General features: G+C 50.8%; 15 protein-coding genes. 13 read left to right on the plus strand and 2 right to left on the minus strand.

Annotated features, from left to right (window positions below; genetic code table 11):
• Positions 1–6: 6 nt before the first annotated feature.
• The 6 genes from ACJJIQ_RS16260 (at position 7) to ACJJIQ_RS16285 (ending at position 10,590) form a co-directional block, all read left to right on the plus strand.
• Positions 7–1,071, plus strand: coding sequence for a CmpA/NrtA family ABC transporter substrate-binding protein (locus ACJJIQ_RS16260; protein WP_445362443.1), 1,065 nt, complete (start codon positions 7–9; stop codon positions 1,069–1,071).
• Positions 1,072–1,251: 180 nt separating this feature from the next.
• Positions 1,252–2,715, plus strand: coding sequence for a NarK family nitrate/nitrite MFS transporter (locus tag ACJJIQ_RS16265; RefSeq protein WP_444940816.1), 1,464 nt, complete (start codon positions 1,252–1,254; stop codon positions 2,713–2,715).
• On the plus strand, positions 2,705–4,486 hold the full coding sequence (locus ACJJIQ_RS16270) for a bifunctional protein-serine/threonine kinase/phosphatase (RefSeq protein ID WP_445362444.1): 1,782 nt from the start codon (positions 2,705–2,707) through the stop codon (positions 4,484–4,486). Before ACJJIQ_RS16265 ends, ACJJIQ_RS16270 begins: the two co-directional genes overlap by 11 nt.
• 270 nt (positions 4,487–4,756) lie before the next feature.
• Positions 4,757–7,294: a nitrite reductase large subunit NirB gene (gene nirB, locus ACJJIQ_RS16275; RefSeq protein ID WP_445362445.1), complete on the plus strand. Its 2,538-nt coding sequence runs from the start codon at positions 4,757–4,759 to the stop codon at positions 7,292–7,294.
• An 87-nt stretch (positions 7,295–7,381) separates the two neighbouring features.
• Entirely contained in the window at positions 7,382–7,828 is a 447-nt protein-coding gene (nirD, locus tag ACJJIQ_RS16280) for a nitrite reductase small subunit NirD (RefSeq protein WP_282931350.1), read from the plus strand.
• The gene (locus ACJJIQ_RS16285) at positions 7,828–10,590 is read left to right on the plus strand and encodes a nitrate reductase (RefSeq protein WP_445362446.1); all 2,763 of its coding nucleotides are present in this window, start codon (positions 7,828–7,830) and stop codon (positions 10,588–10,590) included. Before nirD ends, ACJJIQ_RS16285 begins: the two co-directional genes overlap by 1 nt.
• 99 nt (positions 10,591–10,689) lie before the next feature.
• On the opposite strand, the gene ACJJIQ_RS16290 is transcribed toward ACJJIQ_RS16285, so the two are convergent.
• Complete coding sequence (locus ACJJIQ_RS16290) at positions 10,690–11,622, minus strand: LysR family transcriptional regulator (protein ID WP_445362447.1); 933 nt, start codon at positions 11,620–11,622, stop codon at positions 10,690–10,692.
• A gap of 375 nt (positions 11,623–11,997) precedes the next feature.
• Here ACJJIQ_RS16290 and ACJJIQ_RS16295 point away from each other — a divergent pair, with 375 nt between their 5' ends.
• The 3 genes from ACJJIQ_RS16295 (at position 11,998) to ACJJIQ_RS16305 (ending at position 13,902) form a co-directional block, all read left to right on the plus strand.
• Positions 11,998–12,600 (plus strand): LysE family translocator, encoded by a 603-nt coding sequence (locus ACJJIQ_RS16295; RefSeq protein WP_445362448.1) that lies wholly within the window; start codon positions 11,998–12,000, stop codon positions 12,598–12,600.
• Positions 12,601–12,682: 82 nt separating this feature from the next.
• Positions 12,683–13,096, plus strand: a complete 414-nt coding sequence (locus ACJJIQ_RS16300; protein WP_282931346.1) for a VOC family protein — start codon at positions 12,683–12,685, stop codon at positions 13,094–13,096.
• Between the two features lie 80 nt (positions 13,097–13,176).
• Positions 13,177–13,902 carry a dienelactone hydrolase family protein gene (locus ACJJIQ_RS16305; RefSeq protein WP_444915587.1) on the plus strand — a complete coding sequence of 242 codons (726 nt, stop codon included), beginning with the start codon at positions 13,177–13,179 and terminating at the stop codon, positions 13,900–13,902.
• Positions 13,903–13,994: 92 nt separating this feature from the next.
• Here ACJJIQ_RS16305 and soxR read toward each other — a convergent pair whose 3' ends face one another.
• On the minus strand, positions 13,995–14,483 hold the full coding sequence (gene soxR, locus ACJJIQ_RS16310) for a redox-sensitive transcriptional activator SoxR (RefSeq protein WP_282931344.1): 489 nt from the start codon (positions 14,481–14,483) through the stop codon (positions 13,995–13,997).
• A gap of 84 nt (positions 14,484–14,567) precedes the next feature.
• Here soxR and ACJJIQ_RS16315 point away from each other — a divergent pair, with 84 nt between their 5' ends.
• From ACJJIQ_RS16315 to ACJJIQ_RS16330, 4 genes are all read left to right on the plus strand, one after another.
• Positions 14,568–14,723, plus strand: a complete 156-nt coding sequence (locus tag ACJJIQ_RS16315) for a hypothetical protein (protein ID WP_445362449.1) — start codon at positions 14,568–14,570, stop codon at positions 14,721–14,723.
• 18 nt (positions 14,724–14,741) lie between these two features.
• Positions 14,742–15,965 (plus strand): MFS transporter, encoded by a 1,224-nt coding sequence (locus ACJJIQ_RS16320; protein WP_445362450.1) that lies wholly within the window; start codon positions 14,742–14,744, stop codon positions 15,963–15,965.
• 92 nt (positions 15,966–16,057) lie between these two features.
• Entirely contained in the window at positions 16,058–17,023 is a 966-nt protein-coding gene (locus ACJJIQ_RS16325) for an ABC transporter ATP-binding protein (protein ID WP_413663247.1), read from the plus strand.
• Entirely contained in the window at positions 17,020–17,781 is a 762-nt protein-coding gene (locus ACJJIQ_RS16330; RefSeq protein ID WP_413663248.1) for an ABC transporter permease, read from the plus strand. The genes ACJJIQ_RS16325 and ACJJIQ_RS16330 overlap by 4 nt, the downstream gene beginning before the upstream one ends.
• Positions 17,782–17,820: the final 39 nt, after the last annotated feature.

A 17,820-nucleotide genomic window follows, 5' to 3' on the forward strand; every position in this document is an offset into this window, starting at 1 on the left:
GTACCGATGTCAGCCCTTCTGTGCCCGGAAAAAAAGACCATCAAACTGCTTTACCTGCGCCTGACCGACAGCGCACCGCTAATTGTCGCCAAGGAGCTAGGCTACTTCCAAGAATATGGATTAAAGGTACAGCTGCAAAAAGAAACAAGCTGGGCCACCCTGCGAGACAAGTTAATTGCGCGCAAAGCCGATGCTGCAGCAATGCTCGCTCCTATGCCCCTGACACTTGAACAAGCACTACCCAATTGCCACGAACGCTTGTTAAGTGGATTAATTCTCAGCTGCAATGGTAACGCTATTACCCTTTCCGCAGAATTATTCGAACGCCTGCAAAATTACTGTGAAGGTGACTCACAAAGTGATATCGCCTTGGCGCTAAAGCGCTACCTTCACGACAATAAATACCCACCTACTGTCAGGCTCGCCACGGTTTATCCATTCTCCAGTCATAGCTTGCAATTAAGATACTGGTTACGCTCTGCCGATATCGACCCGGACCGGGATATAAAACTGGTGGTATTACCGCCTGAACAAATGTTGGAAAACCTCCACAGTGGCGTTATCGATGGCTATTGTGTAGGCGAACCCTGGAACTCCCTGGCCGCCCACAAAGGGTCCGGCGTGGTTATTGCGGCTTGTAATACACTGCTGCCAGCTATGCCGGAAAAAGTGCTGACAGTCACTGAGAGCTGGCACCAAGCCAACCCTGCGACCCACTTGGCCCTAAGGGCCGCTCTTCTCAAGGCCTGTACCTGGCTTGCCGCACGCGCAAACAGAGCCGAAGCTGCCAAGCTCTTGTCCCTGGGGCAATACCTCAACCTGCCTGAGGAGCTGATTCAACGCTCCCTCAATGACCAGATTCTCTACCACCGGGACCGGGAGATTCTCGCCAATCCCGGCTGGCACCTCTTTGCCCATATTGATAACGACTGCGGGCGTCCAACTCAGGAAAAAGCACGGCAGCTGCTGGAGATGTATTCAGACCTGGGGAGTTCAACACTCCGTGCAGCAGAAGCCTATCGTCCAGACCTCTACCGGCAGACAGTGGATTTCCTGCTCGCAAAAAAATAGTGGCACATTAATTGAATGGAAATAATTCGATGATGCAATTGCCTTCCCTCAGGCGCATCAGCGCGGTGAAGCGGTTGTTCGCCGAATATAACGGGCAACGAAGTCCATCGTCTGCAGTCAAGCGGCTGCAGCTGTGGGCTTTTTTTGTGCCTGCGGAATTAGCAAACAAAGGAAATGCGCATGTCCAGTGACTCACTTAATCTATTCTCGTTCCGCGGGAAGATAAAAGTACTCCACCTAACCTGGGTGGCCTTCTTTATCACTTTCTTTGCCTGGTTTAACCACGCACCATTGCTAATGGCAATTGCGAAAAGCCTTTCATTAACTCCGGACCAGGTCAAAACCCTACTTATTTTAAACGTGGCCCTGACAATTCCCGCACGCATTGTAATCGGGATGCTAACTGATAAATATGGCCCCAGACTCACCTATTCGCTATTACTGGCAATCGGCAGTGTGCCTTGCTTTATTTTTGCCCTGGCAGACAACTTTGTACAGGCAGCCATTGGCCGATTCCTTTTGGGCTTTATTGGTGCAGGTTTTGTCGTAGGCATCCGCATGGTGTCCGAGTGGTTCCCGGCTCGACAGCTGGGTACCGCAGAGGGTATTTACGGGGGATGGGGAAATTTTGGCTCAGCTGCAGCAGCCATGTCCCTGCCCACTATCGCCCTGTTTTTTGGCGGTGACGACGGCTGGCGCTATGCCATTGGCCTCACTGGCGCAATCGCACTGGTTTACAGCGTAGTTTATTACTTCTCTGTGACTGATACGCCCAAGGGGTCAACCTATTTCAAGCCAAAAAAAATTGGTGCTATGGAAGTCACCAGTCCCGGGGATTTTATCCTGCTTCTGGTGATGAAAGTGCCCATGTATGCGGCACTGGCCCTGCTAACCTGGAAATTATCCAGCGGCGTTGCATTAATATCCAACCTTACCGCCAACCTGATCTATGCAGGCCTGGTATTACTGTATCTTCTCGACGCGTATAAAACCTACAGTATTAACCGTGAAGTACTCAGCAACCCACCCGCACCGGTACACCGCTATAAGTTTAAGCAAGTAGCAGTTTTGAATCTGCTCTACTTCGCGACTTTCGGTTCCGAATTGGCTGTGGTTTCCATGCTGCCCTTATTCTTCTCCGAGACCTTTACACTGGACCCGGTAAAAGCTGGCTTGCTGGCCTCCGCCTATGCCTTTATGAACCTCATGTCACGCCCTGCCGGCGGATTGATTAGTGACCGCTGGGGGCGCAAATCTACCCTGCTGATCCTCACCGCTGGCCTGGCTCTGGGTTACTTCACTATGAGCATGATTGATGCCGAGTGGCCCCTGTACCTGGCGGTCGCCGCTGCCATGGCCTGCTCCTTCTTTGTGCAAGCTGGTGAGGGCGCGGTATTCGCAGTGGTGCCCTTGATCAAACGCCGCCTTACCGGGCAGATTGCCGGCATGACTGGCGCCTACGGCAATGTCGGAGCCGTTTTCTATCTCACCGTTCTCAGCATGGTGTCTTACCAGACCTTTTTCCTGGTAATCTGCGCTACCGCATTGCTCGGCTTTGCCGCCCTGCTTCTACTGGAAGAACCGGAGGGACAAATGGCAGAAGTACACCCCGATGGCAGCGTATCCATGATCGATGTTGCCTAATAACGATCTACCCACTGCAGCGAGCACAGAAGAGTCCGGGCTCGCTGCCAGTGACAGTTCGCAGGGCGATAAAGAAGATGCCCTGCAACTGTTCACTGCCTCCTGCGCCGGACTTCGCCAACACAATGACGACGCCTGCGCAGTGAGGCTTCCCGAAGGCGCTGAATTACAGCGCCACGGCAGCCTTGCGGCAGTAGCCGACGGTGTTGCCAATGCAGAAGCCGGCGGTGAAGCAGCCCGCGCTGCCATCAATGGATTCTTTTCCGATTATTACAGCACCCCACAAACCTGGTCGACAAAGCACGCTGTTGCTCGGGTTTTGCACTCGCTCAATAGCTGGCTATTTCGACAGAGTGGCGGCAGTGCCGAAATTAAACGGGGTTGGCTGACCACTTTTTCTGCCGTTATTTTCAAAGGCACCAGCGCACATCTGGTTCACATCGGCGACTCCCGGATCTACCGACTCCGCGACAGGAAATTACAGTGCTTGAGTAGCGATCACAGCCACAGCCTCGGACCTGGACGCACCTTTTTGAGCCGCGCCCTGGGAATGGATGCCCATATTGAAGTGGACTACCGCTGTGAGGAATTGCAACCCGGGGATATTTTCCTGGTGAGTAGCGATGGGATTCACGATTTTCTGCCTGAGACAGAGTTAATTGAGCTATTGCTTAATTTTTCCAGTTCAACCCCACAAGGGCTTATTGATGCTGCTCTGACAGCGGGCTCCACCGATAACCTGACTGCTGTCACTTGCCGGATAAATTATGTAGGGCTGCCCCAGTGCGATGAATTGGCTATGCGCAATCGCGAACTCCCGTTCGCACCTGACCTGCGCCCAGGCCAAAAGCTCGACAATTTCCTTGTTTTACAGGAATTACATGCCAGCAGCCGCAGCCATCTCTATCTGGCCCGAGACCTCAATACCGAAGTATTGCGGGTGATAAAAACTCCCTCAGTTAATTTCTGTGATGACCCCCACTACATCGAACGATTTATTGCTGAGGAATGGACCGGGCGACGAATCTCCCACCCAGGAATTATTAAAGTTTTTGCTCCGACTTCTGAAAGGCACTGTCTCTATCATATTCTCGAATATATCGAAGGACAGACTTTGCGTCAGTGGATGCAATTACATCCACAACCTCAAATTCCCCAAGTGCGGGAGCTAATGGCACAATTGGTTAGTGCGTTGCGAAGTTTACAGCGGTTGGAGATCGTTCACGGCGATCTCAAGCCAGAGAATATTATGATGCGCAACGACGGGCGCCTGGCAATCATTGATCTCGGTGGTGCCGATGGCCCAGGGCTCAGAGAGCAATTACATCTATCTGGTGAAACAGCGCCCGGCAGTAAGAATTATACAGCTCCGGAATTCTTTTTTGGGGATAGCGCCAGCCATCGATCAGACATCTTTTCCCTGGGAATCATTGCTTATGAATTGCTCACGGGCAAATATCCCTATCCCGAGCGCTTTGGCAGCTACCACTACCGTTTAAAGAACTATAACCAAATGCGCTTTACTCGCGCATCCGCACACCGCAAAGATATTCCCTACTGGATTGATAGCGCCCTACAAAAGGCTTGTGCTCCTGATCCTAAAAAGCGCTACAACGCATTGTCAGAATTTATCCAGGATCTGCAATCTCCCAGCCCGGAATTTAAAGCCCCCCAAAGCCGTCCCCTGCTAGAAAGAAATCCGGTTCTTGTCTGGCAGCTACTAACTTTAATTCTACTGCTCTCTCATCTGCTCTACTTCTTTTGGCGCTAATACATAAGATTTGAATAAGCACATTTACAGCGCAGAAAATTAATTAAATGCACCACTTTGTCGCAAAAATTGTGGACAATCAGGCCAAACCCCCTTTATTACTAAAAATAAAATTGGCATAGAGATTGAATGTATTTAATTACCAACAAATTATTCCCCCATTACGAGGCAACGGCGCCTGTACTCTTCGGCAGAAGAGGAGACGCCCTTGCCATTTCAGACGGGCCCTCTTCCTGCCGAATAAAACGAATTGAGACGGCAGGATTGTAAATGAAGGCAAATGTTAAACCTCAAAAGCTGATTGTGATTGGCAACGGTATGGTCGGGCACCATTTCCTGGAACAGCTCGCCAACCATCAATACGCCAACCAGTTTGATATCACCATATTCTGTGCAGAGCCCCGTCCCGCTTATGACAGGGTCCACCTTTCCGAATACTTTGCCGGACGCACAGCTGAAGACCTGTCCATGGGAAACTTGGAGCAGTATCAGCAGTGGGGTTTTAATATCCTGCTCAATGACAAAGTGGTGCAAATTGATCGGGACAATAAAACAATTACTGCGGCAAGTGGAGCCAGCCTCTCTTACGACCAATTAATACTTGCCACCGGCTCCTACCCTTTTGTTCCGCCAATACCCGGTCATCAACACCAGCGCTGCTTTGTATATCGAACCCTGGAAGATCTCGATTCCATCCGCTCGATTGCCGCCAGTGCAAAAAGTGGTGTAGTTGTCGGCGGTGGCCTACTGGGCCTGGAAGCTGCCAATGCCCTGAAAGCCCTGGGACTTGAAGCCCACGTTGTCGAGTTCGCCCCAGGCCTTATGGCCACTCAGTTGGATGAAGGTGGTTCAGCCCTATTAAGAACAAAAATTGAAGCACTCGGGGTTCAGGTACACACCAGTACTGCCACGGAATTGATTGAAGAAGTAGACGGCCGCCTACGTATGCAGTTCAAGGGAGATAAAGAACTGCTTACCGATTTGATTGTTTTCTCCGCAGGCATTCGCCCCCAGGATGAACTGGCAAAATCCAGCGGGCTGGAAGTTGGCGAACGCGGCGGGATCGTAATTGACAGCTGCTGCCGTACTTCAGACCCGAATATTTTCGCTATCGGCGAATGCGCACTTTACGATCAGAAAATTTTTGGCCTGGTCGCTCCCGGTTACAGCATGGCGCGTACTGCTGTCGCTCAACTGACCGGTGGAGAGGAAAGTTTTAACGGTGCTGACATGAGCACCAAGCTGAAACTCCTGGGTGTACAGGTCGGCTCTATTGGCGATGCCCATGGTCGCACCAACGGCGCTGCCGCTATTACTTTTGTAGATGAGCAGAGCGGTGTTTACAAACGTATGATCACCGATAGCGAGGGCAAAAAGCTGCTGGGTGCGGTGATGGTGGGGGATACGGATGACTACGATACCCTGCTGCAATACCACCTCAACGATATTGATCTGCCCGAACACCCGGAACAATTAATTTTACCGGCAACCGATGGCGCAGCTCCTGGGCTGGGTGCTGCTGCACTCCCCGCTTCGGCTACCGTGTGTTCCTGCCACAATGTAAGTAAAGGCCAGATTATCGACGCCGTTGCCGGTGGCTGCCACTCACTGGCTGATGTTAAGGATGCAACAAAAGCATCTACAGGTTGCGGTGGTTGCGCTGGGCTACTGAAAAATATTGTCGATGAAGAGCTAGCGGCGCTCGGCATGGAAGTGAACAATCACTTATGCGTGCACTTCCCCTTCTCCCGCCAGGAGTTATTCCACATTATCCAGGTGGAAGAAATAAAAACCTTTAGTGAATTATTAAGCAAACACGGTTCAGGGCGCGGCTGTGAAATTTGTAAACCTGCAGCCGCATCCATATTTGCCTCCCTGTGGAATGAACATATTCTGGAGCAGACTCACGTCGGCTTACAGGACACCAACGATACTTTCATGGCGAATATGCAGAAAAACGGCAGCTATTCTGTAGTTCCGCGTATTCCCGGCGGCGAGATCACACCGGAAAAATTAATAGTGATCGGCGAAGTGGCCAAACGCTACGACCTTTATACAAAAATTACTGGCGGCCAGCGTATCGACTTGTTTGGCGCGCGCCTGGAGCAGCTACCGGAAATTTGGCGAGAGCTGATTGATGCCGGATTTGAAACCGGCCATGCCTACGGCAAATCCCTGCGCACGGTTAAGTCCTGTGTTGGTAGCACCTGGTGTCGCTTTGGGGTTCAGGACAGCGTTTCAATGGCCCTTCAAGTAGAGAACCGCTACAAGGGATTGCGCTCTCCACACAAAATAAAAATGGCTGTCTCCGGCTGTACCCGTGAATGCGCTGAGGCTCAAAGCAAAGATGTCGGGGTTATCGCCACTGAAAAAGGTTGGAATCTATTTGTTTGTGGCAACGGCGGCATGCGCCCCCGCCATGCAGATTTGTTCGCCACTGACCTGGATGACGAAACTCTTATCCGCTATATCGACCGTTTCCTGATGTTCTATGTGCGCACCGCCGATAAATTACAGCGCACATCTGTGTGGCTGGAAAATCTTGACGGCGGCCTGGATTACCTGCGCGAAGTCATTATCGATGACAAGCTGGGGATTTGTGCCGAGCTGGAAGCCCAGATGGCCCGAGTAGTAGACACCTACCAATGCGAATGGAAAACAGCCATTAACGATCCGGAAAAACTCAAGCGCTTCCGTCAATTCGTTAATAGCAACGAAACCGACGAAAAGATTGTTTTCGTTAAAGAGCGCGGGCAACCGCGTCCGGCGACCACTGACGAGCTAGTGGAAACAGCCGAATCCGCCTAAAGCTTCTCCCGGCGGCGCAAGCCGCCAGTTATACCTTTATTAATAAATTGCTTTTGAATCCTTTCCATCCATTGTGAGGAAATTATTATGAGCCTGGCTGCCCTGCAAGAAACTCCCTCAAATTCAGTTGCCATAACCCACCCCCAATGGTCTCCAATCTGTCAGCGATCAGATTTGGTCACCAACTCTGGGGTATGTGCGCTTTGGGGCGATACCTCCGTATACCCAACGAAGGCTTTGAATACAGTGACTAAAACTGTCTATCAAAGAAGCATCGCCCTGTTTTTTTTACCCGACCAGGAACAACAGCTTTATGCCGTTGACAACTGGGACCCAATCGCACAAGCTGGTGTGATTGCAAGAGGAATTATTGCGGAATTGGAAGGGGAATTAACCATTGCTTCCCCAATGTATAAAAACCATTTCCGCCTTAGCGATGGAGTCTGCATGGAAGACAGCGATATCAAGCTTGCCACCTACCCGCTGGCATTTAGTGGGAACACGGTTTACATCGGCAACAATAAGCTACAGTAATGGCAGTACAGGAATTTCTGAGCGCGCACCGCTCCTGCACTACCTGCCCCTATTGTGGTGTCGGTTGTGGGGTTTCGGTTAACAGGGAAGAGCGCGCAAATACTACAGCGATTACTGTTAGTGGCGATTCCCAGCACCCTTCAAATTTCGGCAAATTGTGCGTTAAAGGTTCTGCGCTCGGCGAAACGCTGGGCGAACACGGCCGTCTCCTACACCCTCGCCTGCACGGAAAAGATTGTGACTGGGATACTGCGCTCTCTTATATGGCCGATGCCTTTAAGCAGACAATTCGCGACCATGGCCCTGACTCTGTAGCTTTTTATCTGTCCGGTCAGCTTCTCACCGAAGACTACTATGTGGCCAACAAGTTAATGAAGGGATTTATTGGCTCTGCCAATATTGATACCAATTCCCGACTTTGTATGGCCTCTGCGGTGGTGGGATATAAACGCGCATTTGGTGCCGATGCGGTACCCTGTTCCTATGAGGATCTGGAACAGGCTGAACTTATCGTGCTTATCGGTTCCAATGCAGCCTGGACACATCCGATCTTATTCCAGCGAATGCAGGCAGGTGCTGCAAAGCTTGTCGTTATCGACCCCCGTGGCAGCGCTACCAGTGAAATGGCAGATCTGCACCTGGCAATTAAACCCGGCACTGATGCGGCACTATTCAATGGACTTCTGCGTTTTCTCAGCCGGCACTATTATCTAGATACCGACTACATAAAAAATCATACACAGGGATTTGCCGATACCTTAGCTGCGGCTCAAGACTGGTCACCAGAATTAACTGCGGCCACCTGTGGCATATCTATCGAAAAACTATTGGAATTTTTTCAGGCATTTGCAGCAACAGAAAAGACCATTAGTTTTTATTCTATGGGAATCAATCAGTCCAGCAGCGGCACTGATAAAAACAACGCAATCATAAACTGCCATTTAGCCACCGGACGCGTGGGCAAAATTGGTGCAGGACCATTTTCTATTACCGGCCAACCCAACGCGATGGGTGGACGCGAGGTGGGCGGACTTGCCAATACCCTCGCCGCGCATATGGAGTTTAACGAGCAGGATATTGACCGGGTATCACGATTCTGGAATTCCGATCAAATTGCTACCAAGCCGGGAATGAAGGCTGTGGATATGTTCCGCGCGGTAGAAAGCGGAAAAATTAAAGCCATTTGGATTATGGCTACCAACCCCGCCGTCAGTATGCCCGAAGCCGATAGAGTCAAAGCCGCACTACAGAAATGCCCGTTGGTTATTGTCTCCGACTGCATTGCCAATACCGATACCGCTCGCTGTGCCGATTTGCTACTTCCCGCAACGGGCTGGGGAGAAAAAAACGGCACTGTCACCAATGCAGAACGACGTATCTCTCGGCAACGTGGATTTTTATCCCCAGCGGGAGAAGCTCGCCACGACTGGCAAGCCCTGTGCGGACTGGCCCAGCATCTGGGTTATGGAGATCAGTTTAATTATTCACACCCCGCCGATATTTTTCGTGAGCACGCCCAGCTTTCCGGCTTCGAAAACCACGGCTCCAGGGCTTTTGATATCTCCGCACTCGCCAATATCAATCGCAGTGAATACGATGCACTGGCCCCGGTACAGTGGCCGGTCAACCAGGAGCATCCAGCCGGGTGCAAACGCTTATTCACCAGTGGACAGTTTTTTACCCCGGACAAGCGCGCTCGCTTTATCCCCATAGCGCCGCAGCCTCCGGAACAGCAGATCAGTGGCGAGTATCCTATATGGCTCAATACCGGCCGTATGCGCGACCAGTGGCATACCATGACCCGAACCGGGCGGGTAAGAAAATTACTCGATCACAGCGAACTGCCGGAAATACAAATAAACCCCAAGGATGCCGCTCGCTTCCAGGTTAACGATGGGGAATTAGTTCGGTTAAACAGCGCCTCATCTAAAATGGTCGGCCGCGCCGCTCTCAACGGAGGGCAAAAAAGAGGGGAGATCTTTGCCCCTATTCACTGGAGTGAAACCTTCTCACAGGATTCCAAGCCCAGTGCCCTGGCGGACTCCAGTATTGATCCCTACTCCGGCCAACCTGAATTCAAACAGGTTCCCGTTAATGTCAGTCCCCTGGCAGCTGAATACTTTGCCACAATGATCTGTGCCGAAGAGACTGCCGATAGAGTATGGGATTGGTTACAGCAGGCCAACGACAGCAGTATCCTGCACTGGTATCGAGTCCCCTTGGAAAATGGCTTTCGCTATGAAATTGCCGCGAACCAACTTATCCACGGGCGGGAACTGGCATCCAAGATAATGGACGAGCAGCCCCAATTGTTCTGGCAGGAATTGGTTACCCCTAAAAGTCAGCGCTGGATCGCCTACGATAATAGCTTAAAACTTCTGATTTTCTCTGGTAGAGACTGGCACCAATTACCCAGCCGACAGCACCTGGAAAACTACCTGGCCACTCCCCTGCCTGAATCACCGGGGCAACTGCTTCATCCCATAAAGCCCGGTGTGAAGATGATTTGTACCTGCCTCCAGGTTTCCCGGCCACAGATAGAGGAGGCCATCGCCCAAGGCATTAACACCGTCGAAGCACTGGGAGAAACCCTTGGCTGCGGTACGAGCTGCGGTTCCTGCAAACCAGAAATTTCCAGCATTATTCGCACAGTTAACGCCTCTGAAGACACATCCATGGAGTCAACTGCGGTAAAGCAAGATCCGGTAGAAATAAGCTGTAATGCCCAAATAAATATCGTTCAGGAATTTATTCCGCAGTAAGGTTTTAAATTCCCCCATGAATAAAAGGACCTCTGTCCGCAAGTGACCAACCTTGACGGCAGAGGCCTCTACCGAACTATTGAGAACCTTCCTGGACAATTAATCAACCGCTTCTTCAGCTAGCTTTTGCGCTAAATCGCGAGGATGGCAGGCGGCCAGCTGGGTATCACTATCGGCCAAATAATCAATCAATTTCTGTATAGGACCTTTGGAGACTCCGTTTGAAGGTCTAACTGCATAGGCGGGTAAATTCGGAAGCTGCCAGTCTGGCAATAACTCTTGTACATCATCCTGTGCGCTTATTAAAAATCGAGGTGGCGCCGATAGTCCCAGACCGCAGCTCGTCAGTCGATAAGCCGCTTCAACGCTGTCGACAGTCGCTACCGGGGTGTAGCTAACTTCATATTCGCCCTGCTGCCGATGTAGAAATTTCCGGTGATTGGGCCGCATGGTCAGCCCAATCCAGGGCCAGACAGCAAGGTCGCGAGGATGACCCGGAAAACCATAGCGATCCAGCATATCGCCACTGGCAATTAACACCCGCTCTAATTCAAATATCTTACGCGCTTTCAAATTGCTGTCAGGCATATTACCCAGGCGAATTGCCAAGTCAAAACCACCGCCAATTACATCCTCGTGCTGGTCGCTGCATTGAAGTTGTAAATGAATACCCAGATCCCGCCGGACAAAGCCCACTATTTTGCTCAGCAAGCGGCTGTGGATCAAAACGGCGGGGATTGCAATTTTAAGCCGACTGATACTGCGTTCCTCTCGCGCTTTGTATTCTCCGAGACCATCGGCGTACAAATCCAATATATTCTGTGCCGTTTTATAAACCTTTTCCCCATCTTCGGTCAGGGACAATTTGCGGGTATTGCGATACAAGAGCGCAACGCCAAGACTTTCCTCCAACCTCGCCACATAGGAACTAACGCTGGCGACAGAAATATCCAGTTCCGAAGAAGCGCCTCTAAAAGAGCCGCTTTCCACAACCTTGGCAAACACCAGTAAATAGCGAATATCCTTTAGCACAATAGCAACTCCCTATGAATTCTCTAAAGGTGCTTCTGGGTCAACAGGAAAGGATACACCGCTCTTGCGAAGATCTGTGAATATATTGCTGTTAGCGCCTAATCGGCATCCAGTCTCGTGCAGCACACTCGTCCATACTTACTACTGGGGTGAAAGGAAAGAATGCACCGTACTCGAGACACGCAGTGAATACATCCCTGTAAGCTCCTAATCGGCATCCATGCCTCATAGGGTCCCGAGCTCAGTGTATTCTTTCCTTCTCCCTTTTTAGTAAGTAAATTTTTATAAACAATATATTTCAGTTTTAAGTATCTAATCATTTTCCTACCAGGCCATTAAAGTCTCCAAACAATTGATAACTGCCAGGAGCAGCGAATGTCACTACTTCTTGCTATGTTTGGGTTTTCCCTGGCTATGTCCATTACACCGGGGCCGGTGAATATGGTTATCATTTCCTCCGGGGTGAATTATGGATTTGTCCGCACTTTGCCCTTTGTAACAGGAGCCACAATAGGCTTTACACTGTTACTTGCAGCTATAGGCCTCGGGCTCTATCAGGTAATAGAAATTTATCCCCAGTTACTACGATATGTTGCGATAACAGGATCAATTTATGTGGCCTATATCGGCTACCAAACAGCGGTTGCACCTACTGATCATGCGGGTATTGAGCGGATTCAGGAGCCACGATTTTACCAGGGGTTTTTATTGCAATGGCTTAACCCAAAAGCCTGGGTCGCCTGCCTTTCTGGAGTGGCTATTTTTTCCAGCAGCGATAACCACAGCAATTTACTCACATTTACCCTGATTTACTTTCTGGTTTGCTACATATCATTAAGTATTTGGGCTATTGCCGGGGATCGAGCTAGCTTACTATTAGGGAGTCAATACCGGCGCAAAGTATTTAACAGATCCATGGGGAGCCTTCTGATTATTTGCGCTACCTACCTTCTCTATAGCCAGGCTTTTACAGATTAACTTAAAATTTCTAACATTTAATTCACTCGACAACTACCTTAGGGTCCACCTAGTCTTAGTAAAAACTAAGCTTGGGCCGCCTATGATTAAGCTCCACCATATTGACCATATTGTATTGCGTGTCCAATCCCTAAAACCCATGCTCGACTTTTACCAAAATATTCTTGGATGCAGCATTGTGCGCCAACGGGACGATATTGGCCTCTACCAACTCCGCGCAGGCACTTGCATGATAGATTTAGTGCCAGTTGATAAACCTATCGGCCAGAGAGGGGGAGCAGCACCGGGAAAGGAAGGGCGGAACCTGGATCATTTTTGCTTCCGGGTTGAACCCTTTAATCCAGAGAGTATCCAGGCCTTTTTAGCGCAGGAACAGGTAAAGTTTTCGCCAGCAGAAGAGCGCTTTGGCGCCGATGGAATTGGCCTGTCAATTTACATCTCAGATCCCGAGGACAATGTGATTGAGCTGAAAGGGCCACCCACTGGCAACAACTGAAGTTTGTGCCACGCTTGCGGAGTAGCCGGGCCCTTACCGGTTTCCCAACGACTCTTTCTCGATCAGCCAGGCGACTCACTATGGAAGCGGAAGTAATTGACTACACCGTAAACGGGGATACTTTTTGCGGATATCTCGCATGGGATGAAAATATCAGTGACAAACGGCCGGGGGTTTTACTGGTACACGAATGGTGGGGGCACAATGCCTTTGTTCGCGAGCAGGCGGAGAAGCTGGCCAACTGCGGCTACCTCGCTTTTGCAGTGGATATGTTTGGCGCAGGCAAACAGACCGATGATCCACAAGAGGCACAGCAGTTCAGGGATGAAGCCCTGAAGGACCCGGTCGCCCTTGAAGCGCGCTTCCGCACAGCATTATCACTGCTCCAGCAGCGGCCCCAAGCAGACCCGGATCAGGTCGCAGCACAGGGCTATTGTTTTGGCGGCGGAGTCGTACTCGCTATGGCTCGAGTCGGCGTGGACTTGCGCGGCGTAGTCAGTTACCACGGGGCACTGGCAAGAAGTACGCCCGCACAAAACAAACCTATTAATGCTGAAATACAGGTCTACACCGGCGGCGCCGATGTGATGGTTCCACCGGACCAGGTCGGCCAGTTTGTTACTGAAATGCAGGAATCCGAAGCCAAATTAACTCTGGTCAGTTACCCGGGGGTCCTACATGGATTCACCAACCCCTGTGCAACAGACCGGGGAGAAAAGTTCGGCCTGCCGCTGGCCTATAACCGTGAAGCCGCTGAAGACGCCTGGCGGGGAACACTGGCGTTTTACGAGAAGATTTTCTCCTGAAGTGAGCGCCGGAAAACCGCTATCAGCCTTTTAGCGCGATAAAAGTACGCCTTGGGAGTTGGTAGCAGTACTCGTGTATTGCTACCACTTTCCTACTCGGTCAAATCCAAATATCGAGCTCCCCCTCCCTGCTCCGCAGCTTCATCCCCGGGATTCCGTAAAGGGCATTTCTGCATAGACAAACAACCGCAGCCAATACATCCCTCAAGGTCATCGCGCAACTTGGTTAACTGCTGGATACGCTGATCCAACTCTTCACGCCAGTGAGAAGAGAGTGATGACCAATCCCCCGCATTGGGCGTGCGCTTATTGGGAAGCTCCCCGAAGGCCTCGCGTATTTCCGACAATGGAATCCCGGTACTCTGGGCCACCTTGATAATGGCCACTCGTCGCAACACATCCCGTGAGTAACGCCTTTGATTTCCGGAGGTCCGCCAGCTGGCAATCAGGCCTTTGCTTTCATAGAAATGCAGGGCGCTGACTGCCACGCCGCTGCGCTCGGCCACCTCGCCAACAGTCAGCTCCCGCTTGATTTGCTTTGACTTTACCGCTCCTTTTTCGGCCGATTCTTCAGCTGCCATAAAAATGCCTATCAACCATTGACCTAAACATTAGTTGAGGTTTTACACTGCTGCGCAACCTAATGCAAGCGAGGGAGAAAAGTGATGGAAAAGCACCAAGCAAACAGCGTTGCGCAACCAGCCGGTCAAGCCAACCCCAACCTGTTCTTACTACTAGTGGCAGCTGCAAGCCTGAACCCCAAATTTGCTACTGAAATACGCGAGTCTGGAGATACCGCGAAGAGAAACCCAGGGACCTAGAAGCAGCGACTAATAATCATGAAGCACACGACCAGCGGGATACCGTCTCAGAGCCGTACCACATTACTGTGCCTGGCAGCACTCACTATCATGTCGGGGGCCACTGTAGCCCCTTCACTACCTGCACTGCAGCAGTATTTCTCAGGGACACCCAATAGTGATTTGTGGAGCCGACTGGTAGTGACCCTGCCCGCTTTGAGCATCGCCCTCTGCGCTCCATTAGCAGGCTGGATTACTGATCGCCATGGCCGCCTGCAATTATTGAAAGCAGCCCTGGTACTCTATGGACTATCCGGTCTACTAGCCCTATTTCAGGATAGTCTCGCAGGAATCCTGACGAGCCGCCTACTATTGGGAATTGCCGTGGCCGGAACAATGACCTCGGTAACAGCCCTGGTGGGGGATTATTTCAGCCGGGAGCAACGCCTAACTTATTTGAGCCAGCAGAGTACTTTTATCAGTATCGGTGGGGTCGTATTTCTAACCCTGGGCGGACTACTGGCCAGCTTACATTGGCGCGCCCCCTTCGCAATTTATTTGTTGGCCTTACTACTAGTTCCAGCAGTTCAAATTTTCCTTTGGGAGCCCGTGCGAGTAAGGCCTTTCAAGCACAGAAACCCCAAAAAAGAAAAGCAGGCTAACCCGCTTGCATTTTATGCACTACTGGCGGCGGCAACTTTAAATAGCCTGGCTTTTACCCTGATTCCAACTCAGATCCCGTTTTACTTGCGCGAGATAGAGATCTCCTCACCCAGCCTTATTGCTATGGCTATCGCCTCCAGTAATATTATGGGAGCCATCGCCTCATTACTGATTTACCGGCGAGCCCGGAATCAACTGGGTGTGCTCGGCGTTTTTATCGCAAGCTTTACTATTATGGCCGCCAGCTTTGGGCTGCTCGCCGGTGCTCAAAACCTGACGGAAATAGTTGCTTTTATTGCCCTCTACGGACTTGGAATGGGTACCCTGATACCACATATCTTTTCTACGGCTCTCGAGTCTGCTCCGGAGTCAAAAAGAGGGAAAACTGCGGGATTTCTGACGACTGGAATTTTTCTTGGGCAATTTATTTCGCCTTTCATCAGCCAGCCCTGGATAGATAAAATGGGATATTCCAGTGCATTCTCATCCATGGCTTTAATTTTGATGTTCGCCGCCTCCAGCGCGGCTTTGATATACATCATTAAAATTAAAAAAGAATTCTCATTGGCATATACTTCCGGGCTGGAATCGGGAAACTGATCCGACAGGAAAGGTATTCCTCCTTTCTGCCCGATAAATCCACCTGACAACACACAGCCAAAGCCGTACGGTAATTTTGGCAAGGAGAAAAAGTGGAATCGATTATTTCCATCAAAGGCTTGGGAAAAACCTATGCCGAGGGGTTTACCGCCCTGAAGAATATCGACCTGGAAATTCAGCGGGGAGAACTCTTTGCCTTGCTCGGCCCCAATGGCGCGGGCAAGACAACCATGATCAGCATTATCTGCGGCATCGTAAATCCGAGCTGCGGTGAGGTCACTGTCAATGGTTACAATATTCAGCGGGACTATCGCAATGCCCGCAATGAGATTGGTCTGGTGCCCCAGGAGATATCCACCGATGCCTTTGAAACCGTTTGGGCGGCAGTGAAATTCAGCCGCGGTCTATTCGGCAAGGCTCCCAATCCCGCCTACCTGGAGAAAATTCTACGGCAGCTATCCCTATGGGAGAAAAAAGATAACAAAATTATTACGCTTTCAGGCGGAATGAAGCGCCGCCTGATGATCGCCAAAGCGCTATCCCACGAGCCCAATGTGCTCTTCCTCGACGAACCCACCGCCGGGGTCGACGTAGAGCTGCGCCAGGATATGTGGCAAATGGTGCGCGAACTGAAAGAGTCGGGGGTAACCGTTATCCTCACCACCCACTATATCGAAGAGGCCGAGGAAATGGCCGATCGTGTCGGTGTTATCAATCACGGCCAACTGGTTCTGGTTGAGGAGAAAAATGCACTGATGAAGAAAATGGGGGAGAAAGAACTCAGCCTGCAACTGCCCACACCACTGCAACAAATTCCAGAGAGTCTCGCTGACCTGCCACTCAGTCTCAGCAGCGATGGCAGCCAGCTGGTTTATCGCTTTGATATCAAAAGCGAAGACACTGGTCTTGCGGAATTTCTGCGCCGTTTAAATGCCGCCAATATTGAATTCCGCGATTTACACACCCGGGAAAGCTCCCTGGAGGAAATTTTCGTCAACTTGGTTCACGGTGCCCGCCTTGAACGGGAAGAGCAGCTCAGTAAGGAGGCACAGGCATGAATTGGTATGGAATTGGCGCCATCTATAAATTTGAGATGGCCCGCACCTGGCGCACCCTAATGCAGAGCATCGCCTCACCGGTGCTCTCCACATCTCTCTATTTTATTGTGTTTGGTGCGGCGATTGGATCGCGTATGGGGGATATCGACGGGGTCAGCTATGGGGCCTTTATTATTCCAGGATTGGTAATGCTGGCACTGCTCAGCGAGAGTATTTCCAACGCCTCTTTCGGAATATTTTTCCCTAAGTTTTCCGGCACCATTTATGAAGTACTGTCCGCTCCCATATCCTCCTTCGAAATCGTCACCGGATATGTGGGTGCCGCAGCGACAAAGTCCATTTTATTGGGGCTGTTGATATTGCTGACCGCTCGCTTTTTTGTGGATTACGAAATTGTACACCCCTGGTGGATGCTGACATTCCTCGCGCTGACTGCCGTCACTTTTAGCCTGTTCGGATTTATTATCGGAGTTTGGGCCGATGACTTTCAGAAGCTGCAAGTTATTCCGCTGATGATTATTACGCCGCTCACTTTTCTCGGCGGTGCATTTTATTCGATCAGTATGCTGCCGGAAATGTGGCAAAAAATTACCTTGTTCAACCCGGTAGTTTATTTGATCAGCGGCTTCCGCTGGGCTTTTTACGGCGTAGCCGATGTTAACCTGGGGCTGAGTATCGGCATGACTTTGCTCTTTCTGGTGCTGTGTCTCACCACCGTCTGGTGGATTTTCCGCACCGGATACCGCATCAAAACCTGATTCCTCCCCCACGCCGCTGTGCCAACCTTAGTAAAGGCG

The sequence above is a fragment of the Microbulbifer maximicatervae (SeqCode) genome, assembly GCF_052468295.1.

Coding starts and splice junctions, on each gene's coding strand:
- ACJJIQ_RS16260 (WP_445362443.1), top strand. CDS start 7: ATGTCAGCCCTTCTGTGCCCGGAAAAAAAGACCATCAAACTGCTTTAC.
- ACJJIQ_RS16265 (WP_444940816.1), top strand. CDS start 1,252: ATGTCCAGTGACTCACTTAATCTATTCTCGTTCCGCGGGAAGATAAAA.
- ACJJIQ_RS16270 (WP_445362444.1), top strand. CDS start 2,705: ATGTTGCCTAATAACGATCTACCCACTGCAGCGAGCACAGAAGAGTCC.
- nirB (WP_445362445.1), top strand. CDS start 4,757: ATGAAGGCAAATGTTAAACCTCAAAAGCTGATTGTGATTGGCAACGGT.
- nirD (WP_282931350.1), top strand. CDS start 7,382: ATGAGCCTGGCTGCCCTGCAAGAAACTCCCTCAAATTCAGTTGCCATA.
- ACJJIQ_RS16285 (WP_445362446.1), top strand. CDS start 7,828: ATGGCAGTACAGGAATTTCTGAGCGCGCACCGCTCCTGCACTACCTGC.
- ACJJIQ_RS16295 (WP_445362448.1), top strand. CDS start 11,998: ATGTCACTACTTCTTGCTATGTTTGGGTTTTCCCTGGCTATGTCCATT.
- ACJJIQ_RS16300 (WP_282931346.1), top strand. CDS start 12,683: ATGATTAAGCTCCACCATATTGACCATATTGTATTGCGTGTCCAATCC.
- ACJJIQ_RS16305 (WP_444915587.1), top strand. CDS start 13,177: ATGGAAGCGGAAGTAATTGACTACACCGTAAACGGGGATACTTTTTGC.
- soxR (WP_282931344.1), bottom strand. CDS start 14,483: ATGGCAGCTGAAGAATCGGCCGAAAAAGGAGCGGTAAAGTCAAAGCAA.
- ACJJIQ_RS16315 (WP_445362449.1), top strand. CDS start 14,568: ATGGAAAAGCACCAAGCAAACAGCGTTGCGCAACCAGCCGGTCAAGCC.
- ACJJIQ_RS16320 (WP_445362450.1), top strand. CDS start 14,742: ATGAAGCACACGACCAGCGGGATACCGTCTCAGAGCCGTACCACATTA.
- ACJJIQ_RS16330 (WP_413663248.1), top strand. CDS start 17,020: ATGAATTGGTATGGAATTGGCGCCATCTATAAATTTGAGATGGCCCGC.